Source organism: Acinetobacter sp. 'aerobic (ED)' (assembly GCF_904886855.1).
GTDB lineage: Bacteria > Pseudomonadota > Gammaproteobacteria > Pseudomonadales > Moraxellaceae > Acinetobacter > Acinetobacter courvalinii.
In genome coordinates this window covers 101,499-125,700 of the sequence record NZ_CAJHGI010000006.1, presented here as the reverse complement: position 1 = coordinate 125,700, position 24,202 = coordinate 101,499, and the positions used below count along the sequence as shown (strand labels likewise).

General features: G+C 44.0%; 24 protein-coding genes. 20 read left to right on the top strand and 4 right to left on the bottom strand.

Translation table 11 applies throughout. The features are described 5' to 3' along the window. The first annotated feature begins 2 nt into the window (after nt 1-2). Together JO943_RS13385 and JO943_RS13380 are read left to right on the top strand one after the other, a co-directional pair. Nucleotides 3-809 (top strand): tetratricopeptide repeat protein, encoded by an 807-nt coding sequence (locus JO943_RS13385; protein ID WP_202741041.1) that lies wholly within the window; start codon nt 3-5, stop codon nt 807-809. Between the two features lie 60 nt (nt 810-869). After that, nucleotides 870-1,265 (top strand): hypothetical protein, encoded by a 396-nt coding sequence (locus tag JO943_RS13380; protein ID WP_202741040.1) that lies wholly within the window; start codon nt 870-872, stop codon nt 1,263-1,265. A gap of 15 nt (nt 1,266-1,280) precedes the next feature. Here the strand turns inward: JO943_RS13380 and JO943_RS13375 are convergent, their stop codons facing one another. Next, nucleotides 1,281-2,147 carry a tetratricopeptide repeat protein gene (locus JO943_RS13375; protein WP_202741039.1) on the bottom strand — a complete coding sequence of 289 codons (867 nt, stop codon included), beginning with the start codon at nt 2,145-2,147 and terminating at the stop codon, nt 1,281-1,283. Nucleotides 2,148-2,315: 168 nt separating this feature from the next. On the opposite strand from JO943_RS13375, the gene JO943_RS13370 reads away from it, so the two are divergent. Together JO943_RS13370 and JO943_RS13365 are read left to right on the top strand one after the other, a co-directional pair. Further along, nucleotides 2,316-2,699, top strand: a complete 384-nt coding sequence (locus tag JO943_RS13370; RefSeq protein ID WP_202741038.1) for a hypothetical protein — start codon at nt 2,316-2,318, stop codon at nt 2,697-2,699. A 166-nt stretch (nt 2,700-2,865) separates the two neighbouring features. Further along, nucleotides 2,866-4,050 (top strand): porin, encoded by a 1,185-nt coding sequence (locus tag JO943_RS13365; protein ID WP_202741037.1) that lies wholly within the window; start codon nt 2,866-2,868, stop codon nt 4,048-4,050. Between the two features lie 52 nt (nt 4,051-4,102). On the opposite strand, the gene JO943_RS13360 is transcribed toward JO943_RS13365, so the two are convergent. Both JO943_RS13360 and JO943_RS13355 read right to left on the bottom strand, forming a co-directional pair. Then, nucleotides 4,103-4,936: a DMT family transporter gene (locus JO943_RS13360; protein ID WP_202741036.1), complete on the bottom strand. Its 834-nt coding sequence runs from the start codon at nt 4,934-4,936 to the stop codon at nt 4,103-4,105. Between the two features lie 75 nt (nt 4,937-5,011). Further along, complete coding sequence (locus tag JO943_RS13355; RefSeq protein WP_032866985.1) at nt 5,012-5,992, bottom strand: LysR family transcriptional regulator; 981 nt, start codon at nt 5,990-5,992, stop codon at nt 5,012-5,014. A 100-nt stretch (nt 5,993-6,092) separates the two neighbouring features. Between JO943_RS13355 and JO943_RS13350 the strand changes: the two genes are divergently transcribed. From JO943_RS13350 to cntB, 6 genes are all read left to right on the top strand, one after another. Continuing rightward, the gene (locus tag JO943_RS13350; RefSeq protein WP_171548672.1) at nt 6,093-7,205 is read left to right on the top strand and encodes a tartrate dehydrogenase; all 1,113 of its coding nucleotides are present in this window, start codon (nt 6,093-6,095) and stop codon (nt 7,203-7,205) included. Between the two features lie 39 nt (nt 7,206-7,244). Next, on the top strand, nt 7,245-8,900 hold the full coding sequence (locus JO943_RS13345; RefSeq protein WP_202741119.1) for a BCCT family transporter: 1,656 nt from the start codon (nt 7,245-7,247) through the stop codon (nt 8,898-8,900). Beyond that, complete coding sequence (locus JO943_RS13340; RefSeq protein ID WP_202741035.1) at nt 8,897-9,850, top strand: alpha/beta hydrolase; 954 nt, start codon at nt 8,897-8,899, stop codon at nt 9,848-9,850. Before JO943_RS13345 ends, JO943_RS13340 begins: the two co-directional genes overlap by 4 nt. A gap of 64 nt (nt 9,851-9,914) precedes the next feature. Further along, entirely contained in the window at nt 9,915-11,030 is a 1,116-nt protein-coding gene (gene cntA, locus JO943_RS13335; protein ID WP_005286894.1) for a carnitine monooxygenase subunit alpha, read from the top strand. Between the two features lie 75 nt (nt 11,031-11,105). Next, nucleotides 11,106-12,557, top strand: a complete 1,452-nt coding sequence (locus JO943_RS13330) for an NAD-dependent succinate-semialdehyde dehydrogenase (RefSeq protein WP_202741034.1) — start codon at nt 11,106-11,108, stop codon at nt 12,555-12,557. Nucleotides 12,558-12,662: 105 nt separating this feature from the next. Next, nucleotides 12,663-13,619, top strand: a complete 957-nt coding sequence (cntB, locus tag JO943_RS13325; protein ID WP_202741033.1) for a carnitine monooxygenase, reductase subunit CntB — start codon at nt 12,663-12,665, stop codon at nt 13,617-13,619. A 185-nt stretch (nt 13,620-13,804) separates the two neighbouring features. Here cntB and pcaU read toward each other — a convergent pair whose 3' ends face one another. Then, on the bottom strand, nt 13,805-14,629 hold the full coding sequence (gene pcaU, locus JO943_RS13320) for an IclR family transcriptional regulator PcaU (protein ID WP_202741032.1): 825 nt from the start codon (nt 14,627-14,629) through the stop codon (nt 13,805-13,807). Between the two features lie 248 nt (nt 14,630-14,877). Here pcaU and JO943_RS13315 point away from each other — a divergent pair, with 248 nt between their 5' ends. From JO943_RS13315 to aroD, 10 genes are all read left to right on the top strand, one after another. Next, nucleotides 14,878-15,567 (top strand): 3-oxoacid CoA-transferase subunit A, encoded by a 690-nt coding sequence (locus tag JO943_RS13315; RefSeq protein WP_202741031.1) that lies wholly within the window; start codon nt 14,878-14,880, stop codon nt 15,565-15,567. Beyond that, nucleotides 15,564-16,214, top strand: a complete 651-nt coding sequence (locus JO943_RS13310; protein ID WP_202741030.1) for a 3-oxoacid CoA-transferase subunit B — start codon at nt 15,564-15,566, stop codon at nt 16,212-16,214. Before JO943_RS13315 ends, JO943_RS13310 begins: the two co-directional genes overlap by 4 nt. 412 nt (nt 16,215-16,626) lie before the next feature. Continuing rightward, nucleotides 16,627-17,835: a 3-oxoadipyl-CoA thiolase gene (gene pcaF / locus JO943_RS13305; RefSeq protein WP_202741029.1), complete on the top strand. Its 1,209-nt coding sequence runs from the start codon at nt 16,627-16,629 to the stop codon at nt 17,833-17,835. Between the two features lie 8 nt (nt 17,836-17,843). After that, complete coding sequence (locus JO943_RS13300; RefSeq protein WP_202741028.1) at nt 17,844-19,193, top strand: 3-carboxy-cis,cis-muconate cycloisomerase; 1,350 nt, start codon at nt 17,844-17,846, stop codon at nt 19,191-19,193. 4 nt (nt 19,194-19,197) lie between these two features. Continuing rightward, nucleotides 19,198-19,983, top strand: coding sequence for a 3-oxoadipate enol-lactonase (gene pcaD / locus JO943_RS13295; protein WP_202741027.1), 786 nt, complete (start codon nt 19,198-19,200; stop codon nt 19,981-19,983). A gap of 43 nt (nt 19,984-20,026) precedes the next feature. Then, a complete protein-coding gene (locus JO943_RS13290) occupies nt 20,027-21,382 on the top strand; it encodes an MFS transporter (RefSeq protein WP_005231116.1) in 1,356 nt (451 codons plus the stop codon). 15 nt (nt 21,383-21,397) lie between these two features. Next, nucleotides 21,398-21,811: a 4-carboxymuconolactone decarboxylase gene (gene pcaC, locus JO943_RS13285; RefSeq protein WP_009509226.1), complete on the top strand. Its 414-nt coding sequence runs from the start codon at nt 21,398-21,400 to the stop codon at nt 21,809-21,811. 10 nt (nt 21,812-21,821) lie between these two features. Then, a complete protein-coding gene (gene pcaH / locus JO943_RS13280) occupies nt 21,822-22,547 on the top strand; it encodes a protocatechuate 3,4-dioxygenase subunit beta (RefSeq protein ID WP_004654275.1) in 726 nt (241 codons plus the stop codon). Nucleotides 22,548-22,559: 12 nt separating this feature from the next. Next, nucleotides 22,560-23,189: a protocatechuate 3,4-dioxygenase subunit alpha gene (gene pcaG, locus JO943_RS13275; RefSeq protein ID WP_202741026.1), complete on the top strand. Its 630-nt coding sequence runs from the start codon at nt 22,560-22,562 to the stop codon at nt 23,187-23,189. A 167-nt stretch (nt 23,190-23,356) separates the two neighbouring features. Further along, entirely contained in the window at nt 23,357-24,196 is an 840-nt protein-coding gene (gene aroD / locus JO943_RS13270) for a type I 3-dehydroquinate dehydratase (RefSeq protein ID WP_032867022.1), read from the top strand. Nucleotides 24,197-24,202 lie beyond the last annotated feature (6 nt).

Sequence of the window (24,202 nt, the reverse complement as noted above, 5' to 3'; positions counted from 1 at the left end):
ATATGTGGATTAAGACTAAAAAGAATATTTTCTTGGTTATTATAACTCTGTTTTTATCTTCATTTTATTTAGTGGGGTGTGGTAATTCTACAAGCCCAGCAAAGCAGGAAGCTAACAATAGCCAACAGGATATTGATACCTTATTTAAAAAAGCAGAAAGTTTATTTGACGATGATAAACCTCAAGAAGCATATAACATCTTAAAGAAGCTTGCAGAGCAGGGAGATGCTAAATCTCAAAACGCTTTAGGCAATGGCTATCAATATGGGTTTTGGGGCGAGATTGACTTAAAGCAAGCAAAGTATTGGTATCAAAAAGCGGCAGATCAAAATTATGTGGGAGGCATCCATAATTTAGGTATCTTAGAATTTTTACAAGAAAATTATAAACAGGCTTTACCGTATTTTGAAAAAGCTGCAAATATGAATAATGCTGATTCCATCAATATGGTAGGAATTTATCATCAAGAAGGAATAGTTTTTGAACAAAATTATAAAAAGGCGCTTTCAAATTTTTCTCAAGCTATAGATATTGATGCGGATAATGCAAGTGCTTTATTTAATATTGGACAAGCTTATTACTATGGAGAAGGGGTCAAGCAAGACTATAAAAAAGCTTTTGTATGGCTTACCAAGTCTGCAAATCAAGATTATAGTCTAGCGCAGATTCAATTGGCGGAGATGTACTTTAGTGGTAAAGGTGTCAATAAAAATGTTGCGAAAGCTGTTGAAATTATTAAGCCTTTAGCAGAGTTAGGTGACCCAAAAGCGCAACAAAACTTGAAATGGTATATTGATCATCTAAATTAATGTAATAAAGATGATCTTAATCTCAAATGGGGAATTATGAATGAAGAGGTGTAAAAAATTATGAAAAGTAAATTTTTTACTTTGTTGTTTTTATCATCCTTAATTGGGGGATGTGATAGTGTAAATGCTAATAAGAGTAATCATAATGATCAGATCAATAGTGATGATGTTCAGATAGGAAATGCATATGAGGAATTAAAAATGATTGCAGAAAATGGTAATCAAGTTGTTCAGGAGTTATTGTTAAAATGTTATGAAGATAGTTTAAATGGTTTTCAAACCACTTATAGAATTTATAAAGAGGGAAAAGTTATTTATGGAGGGGTTTTAGATTGTAAAGGAACAGCTAAACCTAGTTTTACCAAAAAAAATGAAACAGATGATGGCTTAGAGATTTTTATAGAGCATGAACTAGTCGTTGAAGAAGAAACATATTTAGGACCTAAAAATGAGTAATTCTCATCTCAAGTTTTATTCAGTTTTGTTGGGATTACGCTCATACTTACCTTTCCAGAGTAAAAATTCCTTTTCATTTTTTTGCTCTCTATAGGCTATAGCAAGATTATATTGTGCGGTAGCATTACCATCCTCAGCTATTGGTTTGAGTAAGTTGATAGCTTTTCCTAAATCCTTGGATGTGCCTTTACCATTTGCATATAAATTTGCTAACTGGATTGACGCAGCCTCATAGTTTTGTTCAGAGGATTTTGTATACCATTCAAATGCTTTTTTATAGTTTTGTTTTACGCCTTTACCGTAGTAATAGGCTTGTCCAAGATTAAATTGACCTGAGGCGTTGCCGTGCTCTGCTGCTATTTTAAATTTTTCAAGTGCTTTGGTTGAGTCTTGAGGAAAAATAATACCATTTATATGATATATACCAATATAATTAACTGCTTCATAGGACCCCAGTTGAGCTGCCTTTTCAAAAAGGATTAATGCTTTTTGATAGTCATCTTCATTTTTTGCTTTATTAAACGCTATTAAGCCTAAGTTATGTATTGAAGGGGCATGGTTTTGTTTAGCTGCTAATGTATACCAATGAATAGCTTTTTCTTCATCAGTTTCACCATTAAATCCATATTGGTAACTTGCACCAACATCATTCTGAGCAACTGGATTTCCTTGTTTAGCAAGCTCTAATAGAATCGTAAATGCTTTATTATATTGGTCATTATTGATCAAATCTTCTGCTTGCTTAAGTTTTTTATTGGTTTCTTGATCATAGATGTACACGTTTTCTGCATCTGAATTATTTGTATTTGAGATTGAATTTTGTTGAGAATTGCCACATGAAATCAGGAAGATAAGTGATGTTAGAACTAAAATATTTTTCATTTAAATCTAAGCTGTTATTGAAATTTAAATGAGCTTATTTTAATGTTGGTTCCTTTTTTTAACAATAATTAATAGGCGTGATTTAATTATTTTTACAATTCACACTATTTTAAACTTTATGGTCGCTTATTTTTAACATAATAGGACAGAAATTTTGTGAGTATTTCTATGTTAATTAAAGATTTGTTGGTGATTTATTTATTGTTGTCAATTGTATTGTGGGCTATATTTCACCAATTAGCAGCAAGATATGTGAATCGTAATGAAGATTTGAAAGGTATATTTTACGGTAACTTGTATAAAAACAAATCAATGGACGTTGCTAATATTGAAGCAATAATTTTAGGTGTTACTTTTATTAATACAATTTTCTTATTTTCTGAGAAGAGTTTAAAAAACTTTTTTGAAAAAAGAAAAATATTCTATGGCTTGGATTTTAACTCGGCTATGAGTGTAGTAGAGCAGCATAAAAAGTTATGGTTTTATATTAAGTTATCTGTTTTTTTTGGTTCTACGATAGTTATAAGCTCAGTTATGCTCTTTTGGTTGTAATCAATTGTTGATGATTTTATCAATCTACAAAGGATATTCCATACTTGACTGAGCTTAATATTGTCCCATTAAACACACTCTGTAAAGACCAACTTTATAGTTTAAGCATTGTTTGTCAGCGTGAATTTCTTCATTTTCATATGAGGTTAAACAAGGACGTACAACAATGAAAAAAGCACTGCTTCTCTTGGGTTCAATGGGTGTGTTGGCCAATACGCCAGTCTGGGCCACCGATATCAGTATCGGTGATCCGAAAACACAAGCGGGTGAACTAAAACTGACAGGCGCAATCCGTACCCGCTATATCCATAAAGACTATATTGTCGAAGCCAATGAAGGTTCTAAAAATGATGACTGGCAACTGGCCGATATCAAGGCGGTGCTGAGTTATGAAAACCCAGACTGGATTGCATCGATGGATGTGCGTTGCTATCAATATGACCGCTTGTGCGATGCACTGTTTTTAAAAGATGCTTGGGCAGGCTATAAATTCTCGGATCAGCAACGGCTGACAGTCGGTTTTCAATCGGTTGATTTTGGCTTTGGGCGACTGTGGGGCAATAGCTATTATGAAACTTTGCTGAATACAGTTGGACTGGAAGACATTCAAAACCTTGGGGTGAAGTACCAGTTTAAGGATAATCTGTATAACTTCATTCTCGGTTTTTACCCGACCGATGGCGGCAATTACAAAGGTACCTCCAAGGATTCCAGCCGCTATAGCGGTAACTTTGTGCGCGCAGATGATCTGACCCAAGGCACCGATATTGATGAAAAGAATATGTGGGTGACGCGCTTATCCCGAAAATTTGAGCTAGATCAATCCCAAAATTTTTCCACGGAAATTGGTGGCTCTTACTGGTATTCGGAATTGGAAAATAACCGCAGCAACCGAGATGGGCATCGCAGTACCTGGAGCATTTTTAGCACCACCAATTATCAGGCATGGCAATGGTTGTTCCTGGCAGGCGAGCAGGACATTAAAAATGCAGATGATCTTTTGCCAAAAAGCTCGACCATTGGCGCATTTGATTATCCTTATCAGGTGGCCAACAAAGGCAAATATATGGCCAATGAAATTAACTACACCTTTGCCAAGCCTTTTCATCAGTTAGAAAATATTAAACCTTATGTATCGTATAGCCGTTTTTATAAAGATGAATCAGGCTATCAAGATTCTGATCGCTTAATCGCAGGTCTATATTTTAACTATAAAAAAGTCGGCATACAGGGTGAATATATCTGGAGTCGCAATGACCCAATGACGGGTAGTGGCGCAGATGGACTGGCACAAGGTGACAGCAATCAATGGAATAAATTGTTCTATTTATCGCTGGGTTATTATTTCTAAATCCAGCTTGGAAAATGAGCCAGTCTGTTTGCGATAGACTGGCTTTTTTCATTTAGGCGGTTCTTAAAATCAGCGCCCCGATTAAAATAATACATGAGGAGATAATCCGTACTGCATTGATGCGTTCTTTTAGAATAAAAATCGAGATCAGCGTAGCAAATAAAATCGAGGTTTCTCTTAGTGCGGCAACAATCGCAACCGGTGCAAGCGTCATCGCCCACAGTGCCAAACCATAAGAGAAAAAAGAACCGATTCCACCAATTAAACCTAAATGCCAATTATGGCGAAAATACTCACCCATCTGACGATATTGCATTTTCAGGGCAAAGATAAAAAAGATCAGTCCAGAGAGTACGAAACTCCATAGGATATAGGCAATGACTGATCCTGCCAGGCGAACACCATGACCATCCAGCAAGGTATAACCTGCAATTAAGACAGCGTTGAGTAGAGCCAGACCGATACCTTTGCGTCCCGTTTTGGGCGCAGCCAAAATCATGGATAAAATGCCAATGGAAATGGTGATGATGCCTAGCCATGCATTGAATTGAAGTTGTTCATGCAGTAACAAAGTGCCTAACACGGCCACAATCAGCGGTGCTGTGCCACGCATTAAGGGATAGGTTAGCCCCATATCGGCCACACGGTAGATTTTAGCCACCATGCCAAAATACAGAATCTGTATTGCGGTTGAAGCCAGAATATAAGGCCAGCTCTCGCGATGCGGCATTGGAAAAAAGGGCAGCAGGAGTGCGGCTAAAACTGCTGCGGATGCCGTAACCAGTACCGTGGTTAAAAACTTATTTGTACCCGCTTTTACAATGGCATTCCATGTGGCGTGACATGTTGCCGCAAGTAAAATAAGGCCAAATATTGCCGTGCTCATAAGCTGCCTGTTAATTCATGATCTTGCTAATGTGCATGATAGAGTTGAAAAAAGAAAGCAGGCAGCTTATCGCAATTATAGAAATACTTTCTCTGTATTTGGATTGATCGGCTCAATCGGTTGGATTAACTGACCACGGTTCAGGTTTTGGATATGCTGTAAACGGTTGATCAGTTCATTTTGAATAAACAGGATACAGGTCTGTAGTTTGGATGAGCTTTTTAAACGTGAAGGATATACTGCCCAGACATCGGCATCTTGCCAGTATTCCGGCAAGATATGTTGTAACTGACCGCTAATCAATTCATCCGCCACATCCCAGATCGAACGTAAGATAATGCCATGTCCTTCAATTGCCAACTGGTGAATAATCTCGCCGTTATTGGAAATAAAACGTGGTGTGACATGCACCGAACGATCTTCCGAAGGATGGCGTAATTTCCATAACACTGAGGATTGATCTCGTTCACTGATGGTCAGACAATCATGATTACGCAAATCGTCCAGACTTTCAGGCATGCCTTGTTGCAACAAATAGCTTGGCGCAGCGCAGAAAATCCGGAAATTCGACAGCAGTTTTTTGGCAATCATATTCGGGGCAATCTCATTGCCAATGCGAATATCCAGATCAATGCTGTGCTGGATCAGGTCTTTGGTGTTGTCGATGGTATCAAACTGAATCTCCAGTTTGGGATACATGGTCATCAGTTTAGACAAAATGGGCGCAACATGTTTACGGCCAAAACCAAAGCTGCTGACAATGTCGAGATGACCGGTGGGCGTGCTTAAGGGGTTATTCACCAGCTCACTGATTTCATCAAATTCGTCCAGAATATTGGAGACCCGATCCAGAATCAGTTTGCCATCTTCAGTCAAACTGACATGACGGGTACTGCGGTGGAACAGTTTGCAGTTCAGGTTGGTTTCTAAAATATTGATGCGTTTACTGATAAATGCAGGTGAAACACCGAGCTCCTCCGCTGAGTCGACGAAACTCTTGCGTTTGGCGACTGTGCAAAAAACCTTTAAATCCGATAGGTTAGGTAGATTATTCACGATCCGTGTCCATTGGGGTGATAGTTTTCTTATTGATCATTGCTGCCGAAAACAGCATGTTTACAACTCAGGATATTAACCAAAGGTGTAAGGGAGCGTTATGGCAAAAAAGTATAAAGTTGCCACGATTGCAGGCGATGGAATTGGCTTAGAAGTTCTACCAGAAGGCATCAAGGTTGTAAAGGCAGCAGCAGACAAATATGGCATTCAAGTTCAAATGGATAGCTTCGATTGGGCCAGCTGCGATTATTACCTTGAACACGGCAAAATGATGCCGGATAACTGGTTTGAAGTCTTACAGCAATATGATGCAATTTTCTTTGGTGCGGTGGGTTGGCCTGAAAAGGTGCCAGATCACATTTCACTGTGGGGATCATTGCTGCAGTTCCGCCGTCGTTTTGATCAGTATGTGAACTTACGCCCTGTTCGGTTAATGCCTGGGGTGAAATGTCCACTGGCTGGCAAACAACCGGGCGATATCGATTTTTATGTGGTGCGTGAAAACAGTGAGGGTGAATATTCAGCGATTGGTGGTAAAGCTTTTGAAGGGACTGATCGTGAGTTCGTCTTGCAGGAAGCGGTGTTTACCCGTCATGGTGTCGATCGCATTTTGAAATATGCCTTTGAATTTGCGGATCAGCGTGAGGCGAAAAAAATCACGGCTGCAACCAAGTCGAACGGGATTGCGGTGAGCATGCCGTACTGGGATGAACGTGTCGATGAAATGGCAAAACACTACCCACAGATCAAGGCAGATAAACAGCATGTTGATATTTTAGCAGCACGTTTTGTTCTACAGCCTGAGCGTTTTGATGTGGTGGTGGCATCGAATTTATTTGGTGACATCTTGTCGGATTTAGGTCCTGCATGTACTGGCACCATTGGTCTGGCGGCTTCGGCTAACCTGAATCCTGAACGTAAGTTTCCGTCCTTGTTTGAACCTGTCCATGGTTCAGCACCCGATATTTACGGCCAGCAAATTGCCAACCCGATTGCAGCGATCTGGTCGGGTGCCATGATGCTGGATTTCTTGGCAGATGGAGATGAGCAGGTGATTCAGGCAGGACAAGAGATTATGCAGGCGATTGAGCATGTGTTGGTGCATGGCCCGAAAACGCCTGATGTCGGTGGAACTGCCAAGACCTATGAAGTGGGTGATGCGATTGCAGCCTGTGTGACTCAGCAAAAAATGGATTTATTCGCGATGGAGTAAGTACCCCTCAGGGAATAGTCACTATCCGAGATGGATTGAATAGATATGGATAATCAAATTACAAAACCTTATACAGATAAGACGCTTGCGATCACCAGTCTAGCCGTTGTATTTACCTCGGTGGCTGGTCTGGCAATCTACTCATCTGAATCAATACAACTGGCGGCAAAATGGATGCAGTGGACCACCTCGGTATTCACTACGCCAGTGCTGTTATTTGCTTTTTTATCAATTATTTTTACCTTCGGTTTGGCCTTTAGTAAATACGGCAAAATCAAGCTTGGTGAAGGCAAGCCCCAATACAGCACCATGTCATGGATTTTCATGTTCATTTTGTCGGGGATTGGGTCATCCACCTTGTACTGGGGCTTTCTGGACTGGGCCTATTATTACCAGACCCCGGGTTTGAATTTAGCCCCTGAATCGGCAGCAGCGCTGAAATACAGCGTGGCTTATTCCTTCTTTCACTCCGGTTTGAGTGCATGGTCGATTTATGCTTTGGCTTCAATTTCACTGTGCTATAGCTATCATGTCAGAAAGAACAAAGGCTTGAGTCTGGCATCAATGGTGGAAGCGGTCACAGGCTTTAAAGCAACGGGCCCGGTTGGACGTGTGGTCGACCTGATGTTCTTGCTGTGTATGTTTGGTGCCTTGACCATTTCGCTGGTTTTGACTGCGGTGACCTTTACCAACATTCTGTCGCAACTCACGGGTATCCCGAATACCTTTATGACCAAAGTGATCATCATTTTAGCGGTATCCATCTTATTTGCGCTGAGCTCGTATGTGGGTATGGATAAAGGCATGCAGCGCTTGAGTCATATGGTGTGTTTGGGCGTGGTGCTGTTTGCGATCTATGTGCTGTGCTTTGGACCAACCCAGTTCATTATGAATAATTCATTGATGAGTTTTGGTCTGATGGCGACTAACTTTGTCGATATGAGTCTGTTTACCGATCCGATGGGCGATGGAAAGTTCACCCGTGAATGGACCGTGTTCTACTGGTTATGGTGGATTTCTTATGCACCGGGCGTGGCGTTGTTTGTGACCCGTGTATCTAAAGGACGCACCATTAAAGAAGTGATTCTTGCCATGGTCATCGGCGGTAGCGTTGGTTTATGGTTCATCTTTGGGGTATTTGAAAATTACAGCGTTCACAGCTTCATTCACGGCATGGTCAATGTGCCGCAAATCTTGAGTCAGCAAGGTGGCGAAGTGGCGATTGGTCAACTGTTGGGTTTATTGCCAGCAGGCAAACTGATGATGTGGTTGTTCCTTGGCATTATGGTGATTTTCCTTGCGGCACATATGGATGCGGTGGGCTATGCGGTGTCTGCAACCTGTACCCGTGGTTTAAGTGAAGGGCAAGATCCATCTCCGAATGCGCGTTTGTTCTGGTGTCTGATGTTAACCCTAGTGCCGATTGCGATGATTTTTTCAAAGGCACCCTTAGACACCATGAAAACGGCCACCATTGTGACTGCCTTACCGTTTATTGTGATTATTCTGGTACAGACCTATGGCCTGGTGAAATGGTTGATTGAGGATTATTCCAAAGTGCCATCGCATTTGATTGAACAAAGCAGCTTTAGTGATCTGGACGCGCTTGAGCATACTGACCCAAATCAACAGATGCAGATTGATATTGCGGCAACCGCACTGGCCCATAAAAGTAGTCAAAAGGAATTGTCATGACACAGCAACCGAACACGCGCTATGAGTTAAGCGAAGAAATGCAAAGTCTGGTGTACTGGAGCAGCATTTATTCAGCCGCGGATAATGATATTGATTCAATACGTGCAGCCTATGATGCGATGTGCCGGCATTACACCTTGCCACGCGATGGGTCAGTCCATATTGAAGATAAAACCGTTGTGCATGCGACTCATCCAGTCAATGTTCGGTTGTATACACCATTAGGCCAAGCACCCGCGGAAGGTTGGCCGTGTATCCTATTTATCCATGGTGGTGGTTGGATGCTGGGCAATCTGGATTCGCATGAATTTATCACCCGCTATTTATGCCGTGATCTGAATGTTGCGGTACTGAGTGTCGATTATCGTTTGATACCAGAACATCATTTTCCCGCCGCTTATGAGGATTGTGAAACGGTCTATCACTGGCTACGTGAGCATGGCGCAGACTGGAACATCAATCCAGCGCAGGTGGTATTAGCAGGTGATAGTGCAGGTGGCAACTTAGCCGCGGCACTGGCGGTTCAGCTACAGCATACAGGCAATCAGGCTTGTGGTTTGGCTTTGATCTACCCATGTTTGGGCAGTAGTTTTGATACCGCGTCTTGCCAGCAGCATGCACATGCACCGTTACTGACGCTAGAGGAAATGCATTATTACCTGAAGGAATATGCACCGAATGCAAGCGACTGGAAAGATACACGTTTAGCGCCATTGAACGCACAGGATTTTTCTGACATGCCGCGTAGTTTTGTTGCGGTGGCTGAATACGATCCACTGAGTGACGACGGACGTATTTTCGTAGACAAGTTAAAACAAGCCAATATTGCTGCCGAGTTTTATCTCGGCAAAGGATTACTGCATGGCAGTTTACGTTTAGTACGGGACTGTCCTGTGGTACAGGATTTATATCAGCACATGCTGAGTTCGTTAAAGCAAATGTTCAAGTGATTTGAACACCAGCCAATTTTGATAAAACGGTCGTTAGGACAAAAGAGTTTAATGGAGTAAAACCATGAATGCAGTTGAAAAATTACCAGAAGATTTCTGTTCAAACCCGGATGTGGCATGGACATTTCCCAAAGTGTTCTATACCTCATCTCAGGTGTTTGAGCGTGAAAAAGAAGAAATTTTTGCGAAAAGCTGGATTTGCGTGGCACATGGCAGTGAAGTTGCCCAGAACAATGACTATATTACCCGTAAGGTCATTGGTGAAAACATCATCGTGATTCGCGGTAAAGACAGCGTATTACGTGCATTTTATAATGTCTGCCCACATCGTGGTCATGAGCTGTTAAGCGGTAGCGGTAAAGCCAAAAACGTGATTACCTGTCCGTATCATGCATGGACATTCAAGCTGGATGGGAGTTTAGCACTGGCGCGTAACTGTGATCATGTCGAGTCTTTTGACAAGCAAAACTCCAGCATGGTGCCGTTAAAAGTGGAAGAATATGGCGGTTTTGTCTTTATCAATATGGATGAAAATGCCACTTGTGTTGAAGATCAGTTGCCTGAATTTGCACAAAAACTGAATGAAGCCTGTGCGGTGATTAAAGACTTGAAACTGGCTGCACGTTTCGTAACGGAAACGCCTGCCAACTGGAAAGTGATCGTGGATAACTATTTGGAATGTTATCACTGTGGTCCGGCGCATCCCGGTTTTGCCGACTCGGTACAGGTGGATAAATACTGGCACACCACCCATCAGAACTGGACGCTGCAATATGGTTATGCACGTTCTTCAGAAAAGTCATTCAAGCTTGACCCATCGGTGAAAGACCCGACCTTTAGCGGTTTCTGGACCTGGCCATGCACCATGTTTAACGTGCCACCCGGTGCAAACTTCATGACCGTGATCTATGAATTTCCGATGGATGCGGAAACCACTTTGCAGCACTATGACATTTTCTTCACCAATGAAGAATTGACCCAAGATCAGAAAGACTTGATTGAATGGTATCGCAATGTCTTCCGTCCTGAAGACCTGGAACTGGTTGAAAGCGTACAACGTGGCTTGAAATCACGGGGTTATCGTGGTCAAGGTCGTATCATGACCGACAAGCAACGTTCAGGGATTAGTGAGCATGGCATTGCCTATTTCCAGAATCTTGTTGCGCAATATCACAAATAATCCCGTATCAGCTATTCAGTCATTTAAGGTACGGGACGCAGACCGTACCTTGCTTTCAATCGATAGGATCATGACATGTCAACTTTGCAAGGAAGTTCATTATTTCAACAACGCGGATTGATCAATGGTCAATGGGTGAATGCACAATCCAGTGCCACAATCCCTGTGACCAATCCGGCAACGGGTGAAGAAATTGGCCAGATTCCAAATATGGGTGCAGCGGAAGCTACGCAAGCGGTAGAATTGGCGTATCAAGCTTTAGCAGCATGGAAAGGATTAACGGCACAAAAACGTGCAGATCTGTTACTGGCTTGGTATCAACTGGTTTTGAGCCATGCGGATGAGCTGGCACGGATCATGACCATTGAGCAGGGTAAGCCTTTAGCCGAAGCCTTAGGTGAAGTGAAATATGCCGCTTCATTTATTCAATGGTTTGCCGAAGAAGGCAAACGTGTTTATGGCGATGTGATTCCAACCACCAACAGTCAGCAACGTTTTATTGTGACCAAAGAACCTGTGGGTGTGGTTGCCGCCATTACACCGTGGAATTTCCCGATTGCGATGATTACCCGTAAAGCAGCGCCTGCTTTGGCAGCGGGCTGTAGCATCGTGATCAAACCTGCCAATGAAACGCCGTATTGTGCACTTGCGCTTGCTAAACTGGCAGAAATGGCGGGCATTCCTGCGGGTGTCATTAATGTGGTGACAGGCAAATCGCAAGAGATTGGTTCGGTCTTTACTAGCCATGAAAAAGTCAAAAAACTGACCTTTACCGGTTCTACACCTGTCGGTCGTTTATTGATGCAGCAATGTTCAGGCACCATTAAAAAACTGGCGCTGGAACTTGGTGGCAATGCACCCCTGATTGTGTTTGATGATGCCGATCTGGATAAAGCGGTACAAGGCGCAATCTTTGCCAAGTTCCGTAATGCTGGGCAAACTTGTGTCTGTGCCAATCGAATCTATGTCCATGACCAGGTTTATCAGGCCTTTACCGAGAAATTTGTACAAGAAGTACAGAAATTCAAAATCGGCAATGGTTTGGAGCCGAATGTGCAGATCGGACCGTTAATCAATGACAAGGCGGTACTGAAAGCCAAACAGTTGATTGATGATGCCTGTGAAAAAGGTGCACAAGTGGCTTGTGGTGGTCAACAACATGCATTGGGTCAGACTTTCTTTGAACCAACGGTGTTAACCGATGTTTCGCGTGACATGGAGATTGTTCAGGAAGAAATTTTTGGCCCCGTTGCACCGTTAATTCGCTTTACAGACGAAGCCGATGTGGTGGCACAAGCCAACGATACGATTTTTGGTTTGGCCGCTTATGTTTATAGCGAAAATATTTCACGGATTTGGCGTGTGGCTGAGCAACTGGAATATGGCATGGTCGGGATGAATTCCACCGCTATTTCCAACGAAGTCGTGCCATTTGGTGGTGTCAAACAATCAGGTGTTGGTCGTGAAGGTTCTAAATACGGTTTAGAAGAATTCATGACCATTAAGTATATGTGTTTAGGATTATAGCAATACAGCCTGTTGGGATACGCTGAATAATCGGTCCAACAGGCCATTTGCGTTTAAAAATAGAAAATGCTGGGATGAGCAGCAGGCGGTAAAGAGGATTTAGACATGGCGAGTCATTATGAAATGTTCCCTTCAGTGGTCACTTGTGTAGAGCAACTGACTCCATTGATTAAACGGTTCACATTTAAACGTCAGGATGGAAAAAATTTCCCTCAGTTTAATGGCGGCAGTCATATCATTGTGAAAATGAATGACCAGTTGTCAAATGCTTATTCATTGATGAGCTGTGCTCAAGATCTGTCGACTTATCAAGTCTGTGTACGCAAGGATGTCGAAGGTAAGGGCGGTTCAGTCTTTATGCATGATCAGTGCAATGAAGGCTGTGAGATTCTGATTTCTGAACCGAAGAACCTGTTTCCATTGGCGGCAGATGGCGAGAAACATATTCTGATTGCAGGTGGGATTGGGATTACCCCGTTTGTACCGCAAATGGATGAACTGGCTGCACGCGGTGCCGATTATGAGTTGCATTATGCCTATCGTTCACCAGAGCATGCAGCACTGTTGGAAGAGTTAAAACAAAAACATGGCGAACATATATTTAGCTATGTGGACTCAGATGGAAAATGTCTTGATCTGGATCAACTGATTGGGTCTCAACCCAAAGGCACGCATGTCTATGTATGTGGTCCGAAACCGATGATTGATGCGGTGATTGATCGTTGTAATTATCATCGTTACCGCGATGAATATATTCATTGGGAACAATTTGCTTCAACTGTACCTGAAGAGGGGGAAGCATTTACGGTGGTGTTGGCCAAATCCAATCAGCAAGTCGAAGTTCAAGGCAATCAAACCATTTTACAAGCGATTGAATTGCTGAATATTGATGTGGAGTGTTTATGCCGTGAAGGGGTGTGTGGGACGTGTGAAACCACGATCCTAGAAGGTGAGGCAGAGCATTTTGACCAATATCTGAGTGATGATGAAAAAGCCTCACAGCAGTCGATGATGATCTGCGTGTCGCGTGCCAAAGGCAAGAAATTGGTGCTTGATCTGTAAGTTGTCTGATTGATCCAGCGTATTTTTTAGTCAGTCACATCAATCTCGATGTGTGAAGTTGAAAAATTAATATACATTTAAGCTGGGGTAATTAATTTAAACACACGGACATGACCCGTATACACAGTACACCTTTCGCCACATACCAGATGTGGCATTTTTTTGCCTTGAATTTAGATGACGGGTTAGATCACTTGGCGCAAATCACGCGCCGTTTCCTGTAGCAAAGGTAAAATATGCGCAATTAAATAATCCTTGGTAGTGCGCATGGTTGGAGACACGATATTTAAGGCAGCAACGACGCTTGCATTGGAGTCATATATAGGGACAGCCACAGCATGCACGCCCAACTCATGTTCTTCACAAGAGTAACACCAATCCTGTTCCTTGATTTCATGCAGTAATTCTAAAAATAGCTCAGTTTCGGTATGGGTATATTTGGTCAGGCGTTTTAAGGGATATTTTTCCAGCCAGCGCTTTTGTTGTTCGGGCGTTAAATGTGCCAGTAAAATTTTGCCAGCAGAGGTGGCATGGGCAGGGAGGCGATTACCTAAATGCAAACCATAAGGGTTGACCCGATCGGTTTGTTGGTGAGCCGCACTACGGGCAATGGTAATTGCTTCATAACCATCTAAAACCATGACCGAGTAAATCAGTGAAGTCTGATTGGTTAAAAGATTTAATAAGGGCTGACAGATTTTGGGAAGTGTAGAACCATCCAGATAAGCCCCTGAAAATTTTAGAATCTTGGGTGATAAATAATAGTAATGTCCATCAAAATCTAAATAGCCTAAGTATTCTAATGTGAGTAAATGGCGTCGTGCAGCAGCACGGGTCATCCCGGATTTTTCAGCCGCCGTACTCATATTCAAGCGATGTCGTTCGGGACCGAAGCATTCCAGAATGGCAAGACCTTTCGCGATTCCTGCAATAAAGTCTTCATGGCGGATGGTCTTTTTATTTTCATTATGGTGAATTAATCGAGGACTTTTAGCTTCATCATTTTCCATTGATTAGGTATCCGTTCCAAATCTTTTGTTGAAGAATTTATTCTAAACTAAACATGACTATTTTACTTGGATAATGTTCGATGATCGAACATAAAAAATAATCATCGAACAAAATGCACTTCAACGTCTAGAAGTGAGCGCAGAATTTATCAAGAATGAATAGAAGAAATCCGAACAAAGCACTCGACTTAATTTCATCGGTTTTCAGGATGAAAATACGAGTGATGCATCGTACAGGAAGTAGGTAGATGATTGATAAAAGTACGCTCACATTGACTGAGGCACTGGCACAGATCAAGGATGGCGCAACCATCATGATCGGTGGCTTTGGCACTGCAGGACAACCCGCTGAACTGATTGATGGACTGATCGAACTCGGCATCAAGGATCTGGTCATCGTCAATAACAATGCAGGCAATGGCGATTACGGTCTGGCTAAACTGCTCAAAACAGGTGCGGTTCGTAAAATCATCTGTTCCTTCCCGCGTCAGTCTGACTCATGGGTCTTCGATGAACTGTATCGTGCCGGCAAGATTGAACTGGAACTGGTCCCACAAGGTAATCTGGCCTGTCGTATTCAAGCTGCTGGGATGGGTTTAGGTGCCGTATTTACCCCAACAGGCTTTGGTACGCTTTTGGCTGAAGGTAAAGAGGTCCGCCATATCGATGGTAAAGACTACGTGCTTGAGTATCCGATTAAAGCCGACTTCGCATTGATCAAAGCACACAAAGGCGATCGCTGGGGCAATCTGGTCTATAACAAATCTGCGCGTAACTTCGGCCCGATCATGGCAATGGCCGCAGATGTCACTATTGCGCAGGTGTCTGAACTGGCGGAACTCGGTCAGCTTGACCCTGAACACATTATTACCCCCGGGATTTTTGTCCAGCATGTAGTCGCTGTCGATGCAGCCAACGGCATAGGAGCAGAACAATGAGCTATCAAAAACTAAGCCGTGACCAGATCGCTGAACGTGTCGCTCAAGATATTCCAGATGGTGCTTATGTCAATCTCGGCATCGGCCTTCCAACCAAGATTTCTAATTATCTTCCAGCCGATAAAGATGTATTCCTACATTCGGAAAATGGCCTACTCGCATTCGGTCCACCGCCTGCCAAAGGTGAGGAAGATCCTGAGTTGATCAATGCAGGTAAAGAATATGTGACCATGCTGACGGGTGGTAGCTTTTTCCATCATGGTGATTCCTTTGCCATGATGCGTGGCGGACATCTGGATATTGCGGTACTCGGTGCATTTCAGGTGGCGGCCAATGGTGATCTGGCCAACTGGCATACTGGTGCAGCAGATGCCATTCCTGCAGTAGGTGGTGCCATGGATTTGGCTGTCGGCGCCAAGAAAGTATTTATCACCACTGACCACAACACCAAGCAAGGTGAGCCCAAGATTGTTGAAGCACTCACTTATCCAGCAACGGGATTAAAGTGTGTCGATCGGATTTATACCGACCTGTGTGTGATTGATGTGACTCAAGACGGTTTGAAAGTGATTGAAAAAGTGGATGGTCTGAGCTTTGAGGAGTTACAGGCATTGACGGGTGCTCAGTTGATTGATGCGACTCAATGATAATGTTTACACAGCCACTAATTACGGGTTAAAGCAGAGGCTTTTTGTATAGGCATTGCCTTACTTTTTAAGGATAAAAAGTAACAAAAATCCTTTGTTAGACTGATGGTATATCCATATACCACAGTCTAACGGGCGGCATCCATGCCGCCATCGCGAAACATTGAATGATAAGGTTTAAATGCAGCTTCTGCTTACGAAGATTTAGACTTTTCACCTAATTTACTATCGTGACAGGCGACAGGGATGTCGCCCGTTGGACAGGGAGGCAAGGAAGCTTCCTCTGTTCAACAAAGGGTTTTGTCACTTTTGTCCTGTCAAAAGTGAGGCATTGCCTACGCAAAGGAAGAATGACTAAACCCATAATTTGTGGCAGTGCTCACAACAGATTTAGAAATGGAAATGTAAGACTATGAAAAACGCTTATATCATCGATGCCATCCGTACCCCATTTGGTCGTTATGCAGGCGGTCTTGCTCCTGTACGTGCCGACGATCTTGGGGCAGTTCCAATTCAGGCTCTGATGCAACGTAACCCCACTGTGGATTGGCAACAGGTAGATGATGTCATCTATGGTTGTGCCAACCAAGCGGGTGAAGATAACCGTAATGTGGGGCGTATGTCAGCCTTATTGGCAGGCGTACCGTATCAGGTGCCTGCCACCACGGTAAACCGTTTGTGTGGTTCATCACTGGATGCCATTGCCATGGCTGCCCGTGCGATTAAAGCCGATGAAGCCGACCTGATTATTGCAGGTGGCGTCGAAAGCATGAGCCGTGCCCCTTATGTGATGGGCAAATCAGACAGTGCCTTTGGCCGTAGTCAAAAGATTGAAGACACCACCATGGGCTGGCGTTTCATCAATCCAAAGCTCAAAGACATGTATGGCGTCGACAGCATGCCGCAAACCGCAGAAAACGTGGCGGAACAGTTCAATATTAACCGTGCCGATCAGGACCAGTTTGCGCTTAACAGCCAACAACGTACTGCAGCGGCACAAGCCAAAGGCTTCTTCAGCAATGAAATCATCCCGGTGACGATTCCACAGCGTAAAGGCGATGCCATTGTGGTGGATACTGATGAGCATCCACGTGCATCGACCACTTTAGAAGCATTAACCAAACTCAAAGGTGTGGTCAAAGCCGAAGGTACCGTGACCGCAGGTAATGCTTCTGGAATTAATGATGGTGCTGCTGCCTTATTGATTGCTTCGGATCACGCTATAGAAAAATACCAACTCAAGCCACGCGCCAAAATCATTGCTGCGACTACAGTTGGGGTTGAACCACGGATTATGGGCTTTGCGCCTGCGCCTGCGATCAAGAAACTGCTGAAACAGGCCAATCTCACGTTAGAACAAATGGATGTGATTGAATTGAATGAAGCTTTTGCGGCACAGGCTTTGGCGGTGACCCGTGATTTAGCTTTGGCAGATGATGATGCACGGGTTAATCCGAATGGCGGTGCAATTGCCTTGGGTCATCCACTCGGTGCCTCTGGTGCACGTCTGGTGACCACGGCCTTGAATCAGCTTGAACAGATCAAAGGTGAATATGCCTTGTGTTCGATGTGTATTGGTGTCGGTCAAGGGATTGCCTTGATTATTCAACGTGTTGAGTGAGGTCTGTTATGAGCCAGTTATACGCCAGCTTATTTTATCAGCCTGATGTCACTGCAATTTTTAGTGATCACGCTTTATTGGGATATATGGTACAAGCCGAAGTGGCTTTAGCCAATGCACAGGCACAGGTCAACGTCATTCCTGCTTCAGCAGCAACGATGATTGAACAGGTTGGTCAAAATGCTGTTGCGCACATCGATATGGATGCGTTGGCTACAGCAGCAGGGCTGGCAGGTAATGTTGCGATTCCATTGGTCAAGCAATTCACTGCCTTGGTAAAACAGCAGAATGAAGATGCATCCCGCTATGTGCATTGGGGTGCAACCAGTCAGGATATCATTGATACAGCAACGATTTTGCAGTGTCGTGATGCCTTGGCATTGATCGAAAAGCAACTGCAACGGGCCTATCAAATTTGTTTAAAGCAAGCGCAGCAATATCGCGATCAGGTCATGATTGGACGTACCTGGTTGCAGCAGGCTTTGCCGATTACTTTAGGTCATAAATTTGCCCGTTGGGCAGCTGCCTTGAAACGTGATCTTGATCGTCTACAGGCCATGAAAGGTCGCGTATTGACTGCACAACTCGGTGGTGCAGTAGGTTCACTGGCATCTTTACAGGATCACGGTTCTGCGGTGGTTGCAGCTTTTGCAGCACAACTCAATTTAACAGCGCCTGAATGTACATGGCATGGTGAGCGCGACCGTATGGTTGAGCTTGCCAGCACGCTTGCCTTGATTGTAGGGAATGTCGGCAAGATGGCAAAAGATTGGTCATTGCTGATGCAAACCGAAATCGCAGAAGTTTTTGAACTGGCAGCAAAAGGGCGTGGTGGATCATCGACCATGCCGCATAAGCGTAATCCGGTGGCGGCAGCTTCAATTCTTGCCGCAGCCAATCGTGTGCCAGCCTTAATGGCAAGTGTTTATCAAAGCATGGTGCAAGAGCATGAACGGGCTTTAGGGGCTTGGCATGCGGAATGGCTGGCGATTCCAGAAATTTTCCAGCTATGTGCAGGCGCTTTAGAGCGAAGCAGTGACGTACTTGAGCACATGCAGGTCAACACAGACGCGATGCAACGTAATCTTGAATGTACCCATGGCCTGATCATGGCAGAGGCGGTGATGATGGCGTTGGCCCCAAAGCTTGGCCGTTTGAATGCACATCATCTGGTTGAGCAAGCCTGCCAGCAAGCTGTTGCCCAACAGCAGCATTTAAAAACCGTGTTAGCAGACATGGAGCAAGTGCAAGCCCATTTCAATGATCAGGCATTAGATGAGTTGTTCAATCCTGCATCTTACCTAGGCAATATTCAGGCTCAAATCGATGCAGTCCTACATGCACAACAAGGAGAGTAAGCACATGATCACGCATATCAATAATCGTCAGGGGCATCCGCTGGCTGTTCAGGTTCAAGGGCGCAAAGATGCTCCGGTGATCATGTTCTCTAACTCATTGGGAACCGATCATGGAATGTGGCAGGCGCAAGTGACAGCTTTAGCTGAGCATTATCAGGTCATAACCTATGACACACGTGGACATGGTACCAGTAGTGTGATTGCCGATACCACCTTGCAAAATCTGGCTGAAGATGTGATCGATATTCTTGATGCTTTAGCTGTTGAAAAAGTACATTTTTGTGGCATTTCAATGGGTGGAATCACTGCTTTGGCCTTGGCCATCAATCATGCACAACGCTTTCATAGCATCACGGTTGCAAATTCGGCTGCAAAAATCGGTCATGCCGAGGCATGGAATAGCCGTGCAGATAGCGTAGAACAAAACGGTTTGGCAGAACTTGTAAAAACCACGCATACCCGTTGGTTTAGTGAGCATTTTGATTATGCGCATGATGTGCTGGCACAAAAAACCATTCAGAGTCTGGCGGTGACACCTGCACAGGGGTATGCCAATGCATGTCGTGCTTTAGCTGATGCCGATGTTCGGGCGCAACTTGCTCAGATTCAAATTCCTACTTTAATTATCGCAGGGCAATACGACCCCGTCACCACAATCCAGGATGCAGAGTTTATGCATCATCACATTGCAAACAGTCAGCTTGAGATTTTGCTGGCTTCACATTTATCGAATATTGAGCAACCACAAGTATTTACTCAGGAACTGACAAAGTTTATCCAAAGAATATAAACACTTAGGTTTGTTAAAAGGATTTCGCCTCAAGGAGACTACTATGGCGTTTCAGGATTACGCTGCAAAAAATAACAGCATGGATGCACAGGAATTAATTGATAATGCGCCGATTAGCAAGTATCAATGGATGATTGCAATCATCTGTTTTTTAATTGTTTTTTTTGATGGTGTGGATACTGCTGCAATGGGTTTTATTGCACCAGCCCTCACACAGGACTGGGGCATTGACCGTTCCCAGTTAGGACCGGTGATGAGTGCCGCTTTGGGCGGTATGATTATTGGGGCTTTAGTCTCGGGACCAACTGCTGACCGTTTTGGCCGTAAGATCGTTTTGACTGTGGCCATGTTGATTTTTGGTGGTTTTACCTTTGCTTCTGCCTATGCATCCGGTCTGGATCAATTGGTGGTATTACGCTTTTTAACCGGTATTGGTTTGGGTGCAGCCATGCCGAATGCCACAACCTTGTTCTCGGAATATTGCCCGAAACGCGTACGCTCTATTTTAGTGGTGTGTATGTTCTGTGGTTTTAATCTGGGCATGGCGATTGGTGGCTTTATCAGTAGTTGGCTGATTCCTGCTTTTGGTTGGCACAGCTTATTCCTGTTTGGCGGAATCATTCCTTTGATATTGATGCTTCTGGTGATTGTGTTCTTGCCGGAGTCTTATCGCTTCCTGATTGTAAAAAATAAGAGCCCTGAAAAAGTACGTAAAATTTTAAATCATATTGCGCCTTCACAAGTCCAAGGTATTACCCAGTTTCATATTCCTGAAGAAGAATCCAATGTTGCACCCAAGGGCAACGTATTCAAGATGTTGTTTTCCAAACAATATGCCAAAGGTACGGTTTTATTGTGGCTCACCTATTTCATGGGGCTGGTCATTATTTATCTATTGACCAGCTGGTTGCCAACCTTGATGCGTGAAACCGGTGCGAGCATGGAACGTGCGGCATTTATCGGCGGGTTATTCCAGTTTGGCGGTGTACTCAGTGCATTGGTGATTGGCTGGGCAATGGATAAATTCAATCCAAACCGGGTATTGGCAGTGTTCTATGTCGTGGCAGGTATTTTCGCTGTAGCCGTTGGTCAAAGCCTGAATAGCCCGACTTTATTGGCCATTCTGGTGCTTTGTGCCGGTGTTGCCATCAATGGTGCCCAGTCTTCCATGCCTGCATTAAGTGCCCGTTTCTACCCGACTCAATGTCGTGCAACAGGGATTGCATGGATGATGGGAATTGGACGTTTTGGTGCGGTATTTGGTGCATGGATCGGGGCGATCCTGCTTGGAAATAACTGGTCATTTACCGCCATTCTGAGCCTGCTAATGATTCCTGCCGCAGCAGCCGCAGTCGCCATTTTTGTTAAATCTATCGTTGCCCATACCGATGCAACTTAATCGAGGAAAAAGTCAATGAATGATGAGCAGCGTTATCAACAAGGACTGAAAGTCCGTACCGAAGTACTGGGCGAAAAACATGTCGGACGTTCTTTACAGAACCTGAATGATTTCAATCAGGACTTCCAGAACTTTATTAGTCGCTTCGCCTGGGGGGAAGTGTGGTCACGTGAAGGTTTGCCACGCCATACCCGCAGTCTGGTCACGATTGCCATCTTATTGGCTTTAGGGCGAGAAGACGAACTGAGAATGCATTTACGTGCCTGCTTCAATAACGGTGTGACTAAAGATGAATTAAAGGAACTGATTTTACATAGTTCTTTATATGCCGGTTTACCAGCAGCGAATGCGGCGATGCATATGGCCGAAGACGTCTTTAAAGAACTTGGCATAGACGTGCAACCCGTTGCGGCACAACCACAGGATTAAGGAGACAGGCATGTTAAAGCATACATTAGGGGCATACCCACAACGAAACACCGATGATCATCCGCCAGCATATACACCCGGCTATAAGACCAGTGTATTACGCTCGCCAAAGAATGCATTGATTTCAATTAATGAAACCTTGACTGAAGTGACGTCACCGCATTTTTCACCGAGTATTTTTGGCCCCAAAGATAATGACCTGATCCTGAACTATGCCAAAGAAGGATTGCCGATTGGTGAACGTATCATTGTACATGGTTATGTACGTGATCAGTTTGGTCGTCCTGTGAAAAATGCTTTGCTGGAAGTATGGCAAGCCAATGCATCGGGTCGGTATCGTCATCCCAATGACAAGTTTATTGGTGCAATGGACCCTAACTTTGGTGGCTGTGGCCGCACCTTAACCGACGAAAATGGTTTCTATATTTTCCGCACCATCAAGCCCGGACCATATCCGTGGCGTAACCGGATTAATGAATGGCGTCCGGCGCATATCCATTTTTCCCTGATCGCTGATGGTTGGGCACAGCGTCTGATTTCGCAGTTTTATTTTGAAGGCGATACGCTGATTGACACCTGTCCGATTTTAAAAACCATTCCATCTGAAGATCAGCGTCGTGCCTTGATCGCACTGGAAGATAAAAACAATTTCATTGAAGCAGATAGCCGTTGTTACCGCTTTGATATTCATCTGCGTGGTCGTCGTGCGACTTATTTTGAAAATGATTTGACATAAGGGAGACATACGATGAATGCATGGAATTTTCAGGAATTGAAAGAGACCCCATCACAAACCGGCGGTCCTTATGTGCATATCGGCTTATTACCACAACAGGCCAATATTGAAGTATTTGAGTATAACTTCGATAACCAGTTAGTCAATGAGCAGACACAAGGGCAACGGATTCGTCTGGAAGGTCAGGTGTTTGACGGACTCGGTTTGCCATTAAGAGATGTGTTACTGGAAATCTGGCAGGCAGATGCCAATGGGGTTTATCCAAGTCAGGCGGATACCCAAGGCAAAACTGCCGACCCACATTTTCAAGGATGGGGACGTACAGGTGCCAATTTTGAAACAGGCTTCTGGAGTTTTCATACGGTAAAACCGGGCGCTGTTGCCGGTCGTAAAGGCTCAATTCAGGCACCACATATTGCAGTCGCAGTTTTTGCACGTGGCATTAATATCGGTTTGCACACCCGTATCTATTTTGATGATGAGGTGGATGCCAATGCCAATGATCCAGTGCTGAACAGCATTGAGTGGGCAGTACGTCGCCAGACTTTAATCGCCAAACGCAGTGACGTGGATGGTGAAGTAGTCTATCGCTTTGATATCCGTATTCAGGGTGATGATGAGACCGTGTTCTTTGATATTTAGATATTTCTTTTAAATGTCTTCGTTTCAGCGATGGGCTGATCATGGAATTAATTGATTCCTGAAATTGGAAATACTCCTCATTTTGAACCGGTGAGGAGCAATCAAAAAATGAAATGAGAACTCGGCAAGACCGCAGAGTTGCAAAAAATTTATTAAGGACGATACAGATGAAAATGAAAACACTGGCAGCAGTAATGTTGCTTGTTAGCCCCTTATTGATGGTTCAAACAGCACAAGCGCAAGATCATCAGCAAAAGCAGGTTGAATTATCTGAGCTGGCAAAGCTGCCTGTGAAAACCATTGTGCCCATTACGGCCAAAACCAGAGAGCAGGCCATTGCTCAGGCAAAAGTGATTGCAGCCAATGCGGATGCCGATCTTGCGGAGTTTCGGATTGATTTACTGAATTTTGCCAGTGATCGCAAGCAGGTGATTGCCTTAGGCCATGAGCTCAAACAGATATTAGGCACTAAACCGCTGATCGCCACGATTCGTACCCATAACGAAGGTGGGCAATTAACAATAAGTGATGCAGATTATGGCAAGACCTATCAAGCGTATTTACAGCAGCCATTTATGGACATGCTGGATGTGGAAATGTTCCGTGATCATCAAATTGTAAAGAATACGGTCAAATTAGCTCATGCGAAAAAAGTACTGATCGTCATGTCCAATCACGACTTCCAGAAAACGCCACCCGAGTCTGAGATTATCAAGAGGTTACTTAAACAGGATGAGTTAGGCGCCGATATTCTGAAAATTGCAGTCATGCCGCAAAACAAACAGGATGTATTTACCCTCATGAATGCGACCTTGAAAGTCAGTCAACAGTCTAAAAAACCATTACTGACCATGTCGATGGGCAAACTGGGCACGATTTCCCGCATCGCCACTGCCAACATGGGCGGTAGCTTTAGCTTTGGCATGATTGGTGAAGCATCTGCACCCGGCCAGATTGATGTGACCCAACTGAAACAGTTTTTAAAAACGGTTCAGCCTACACAATAATTTAAA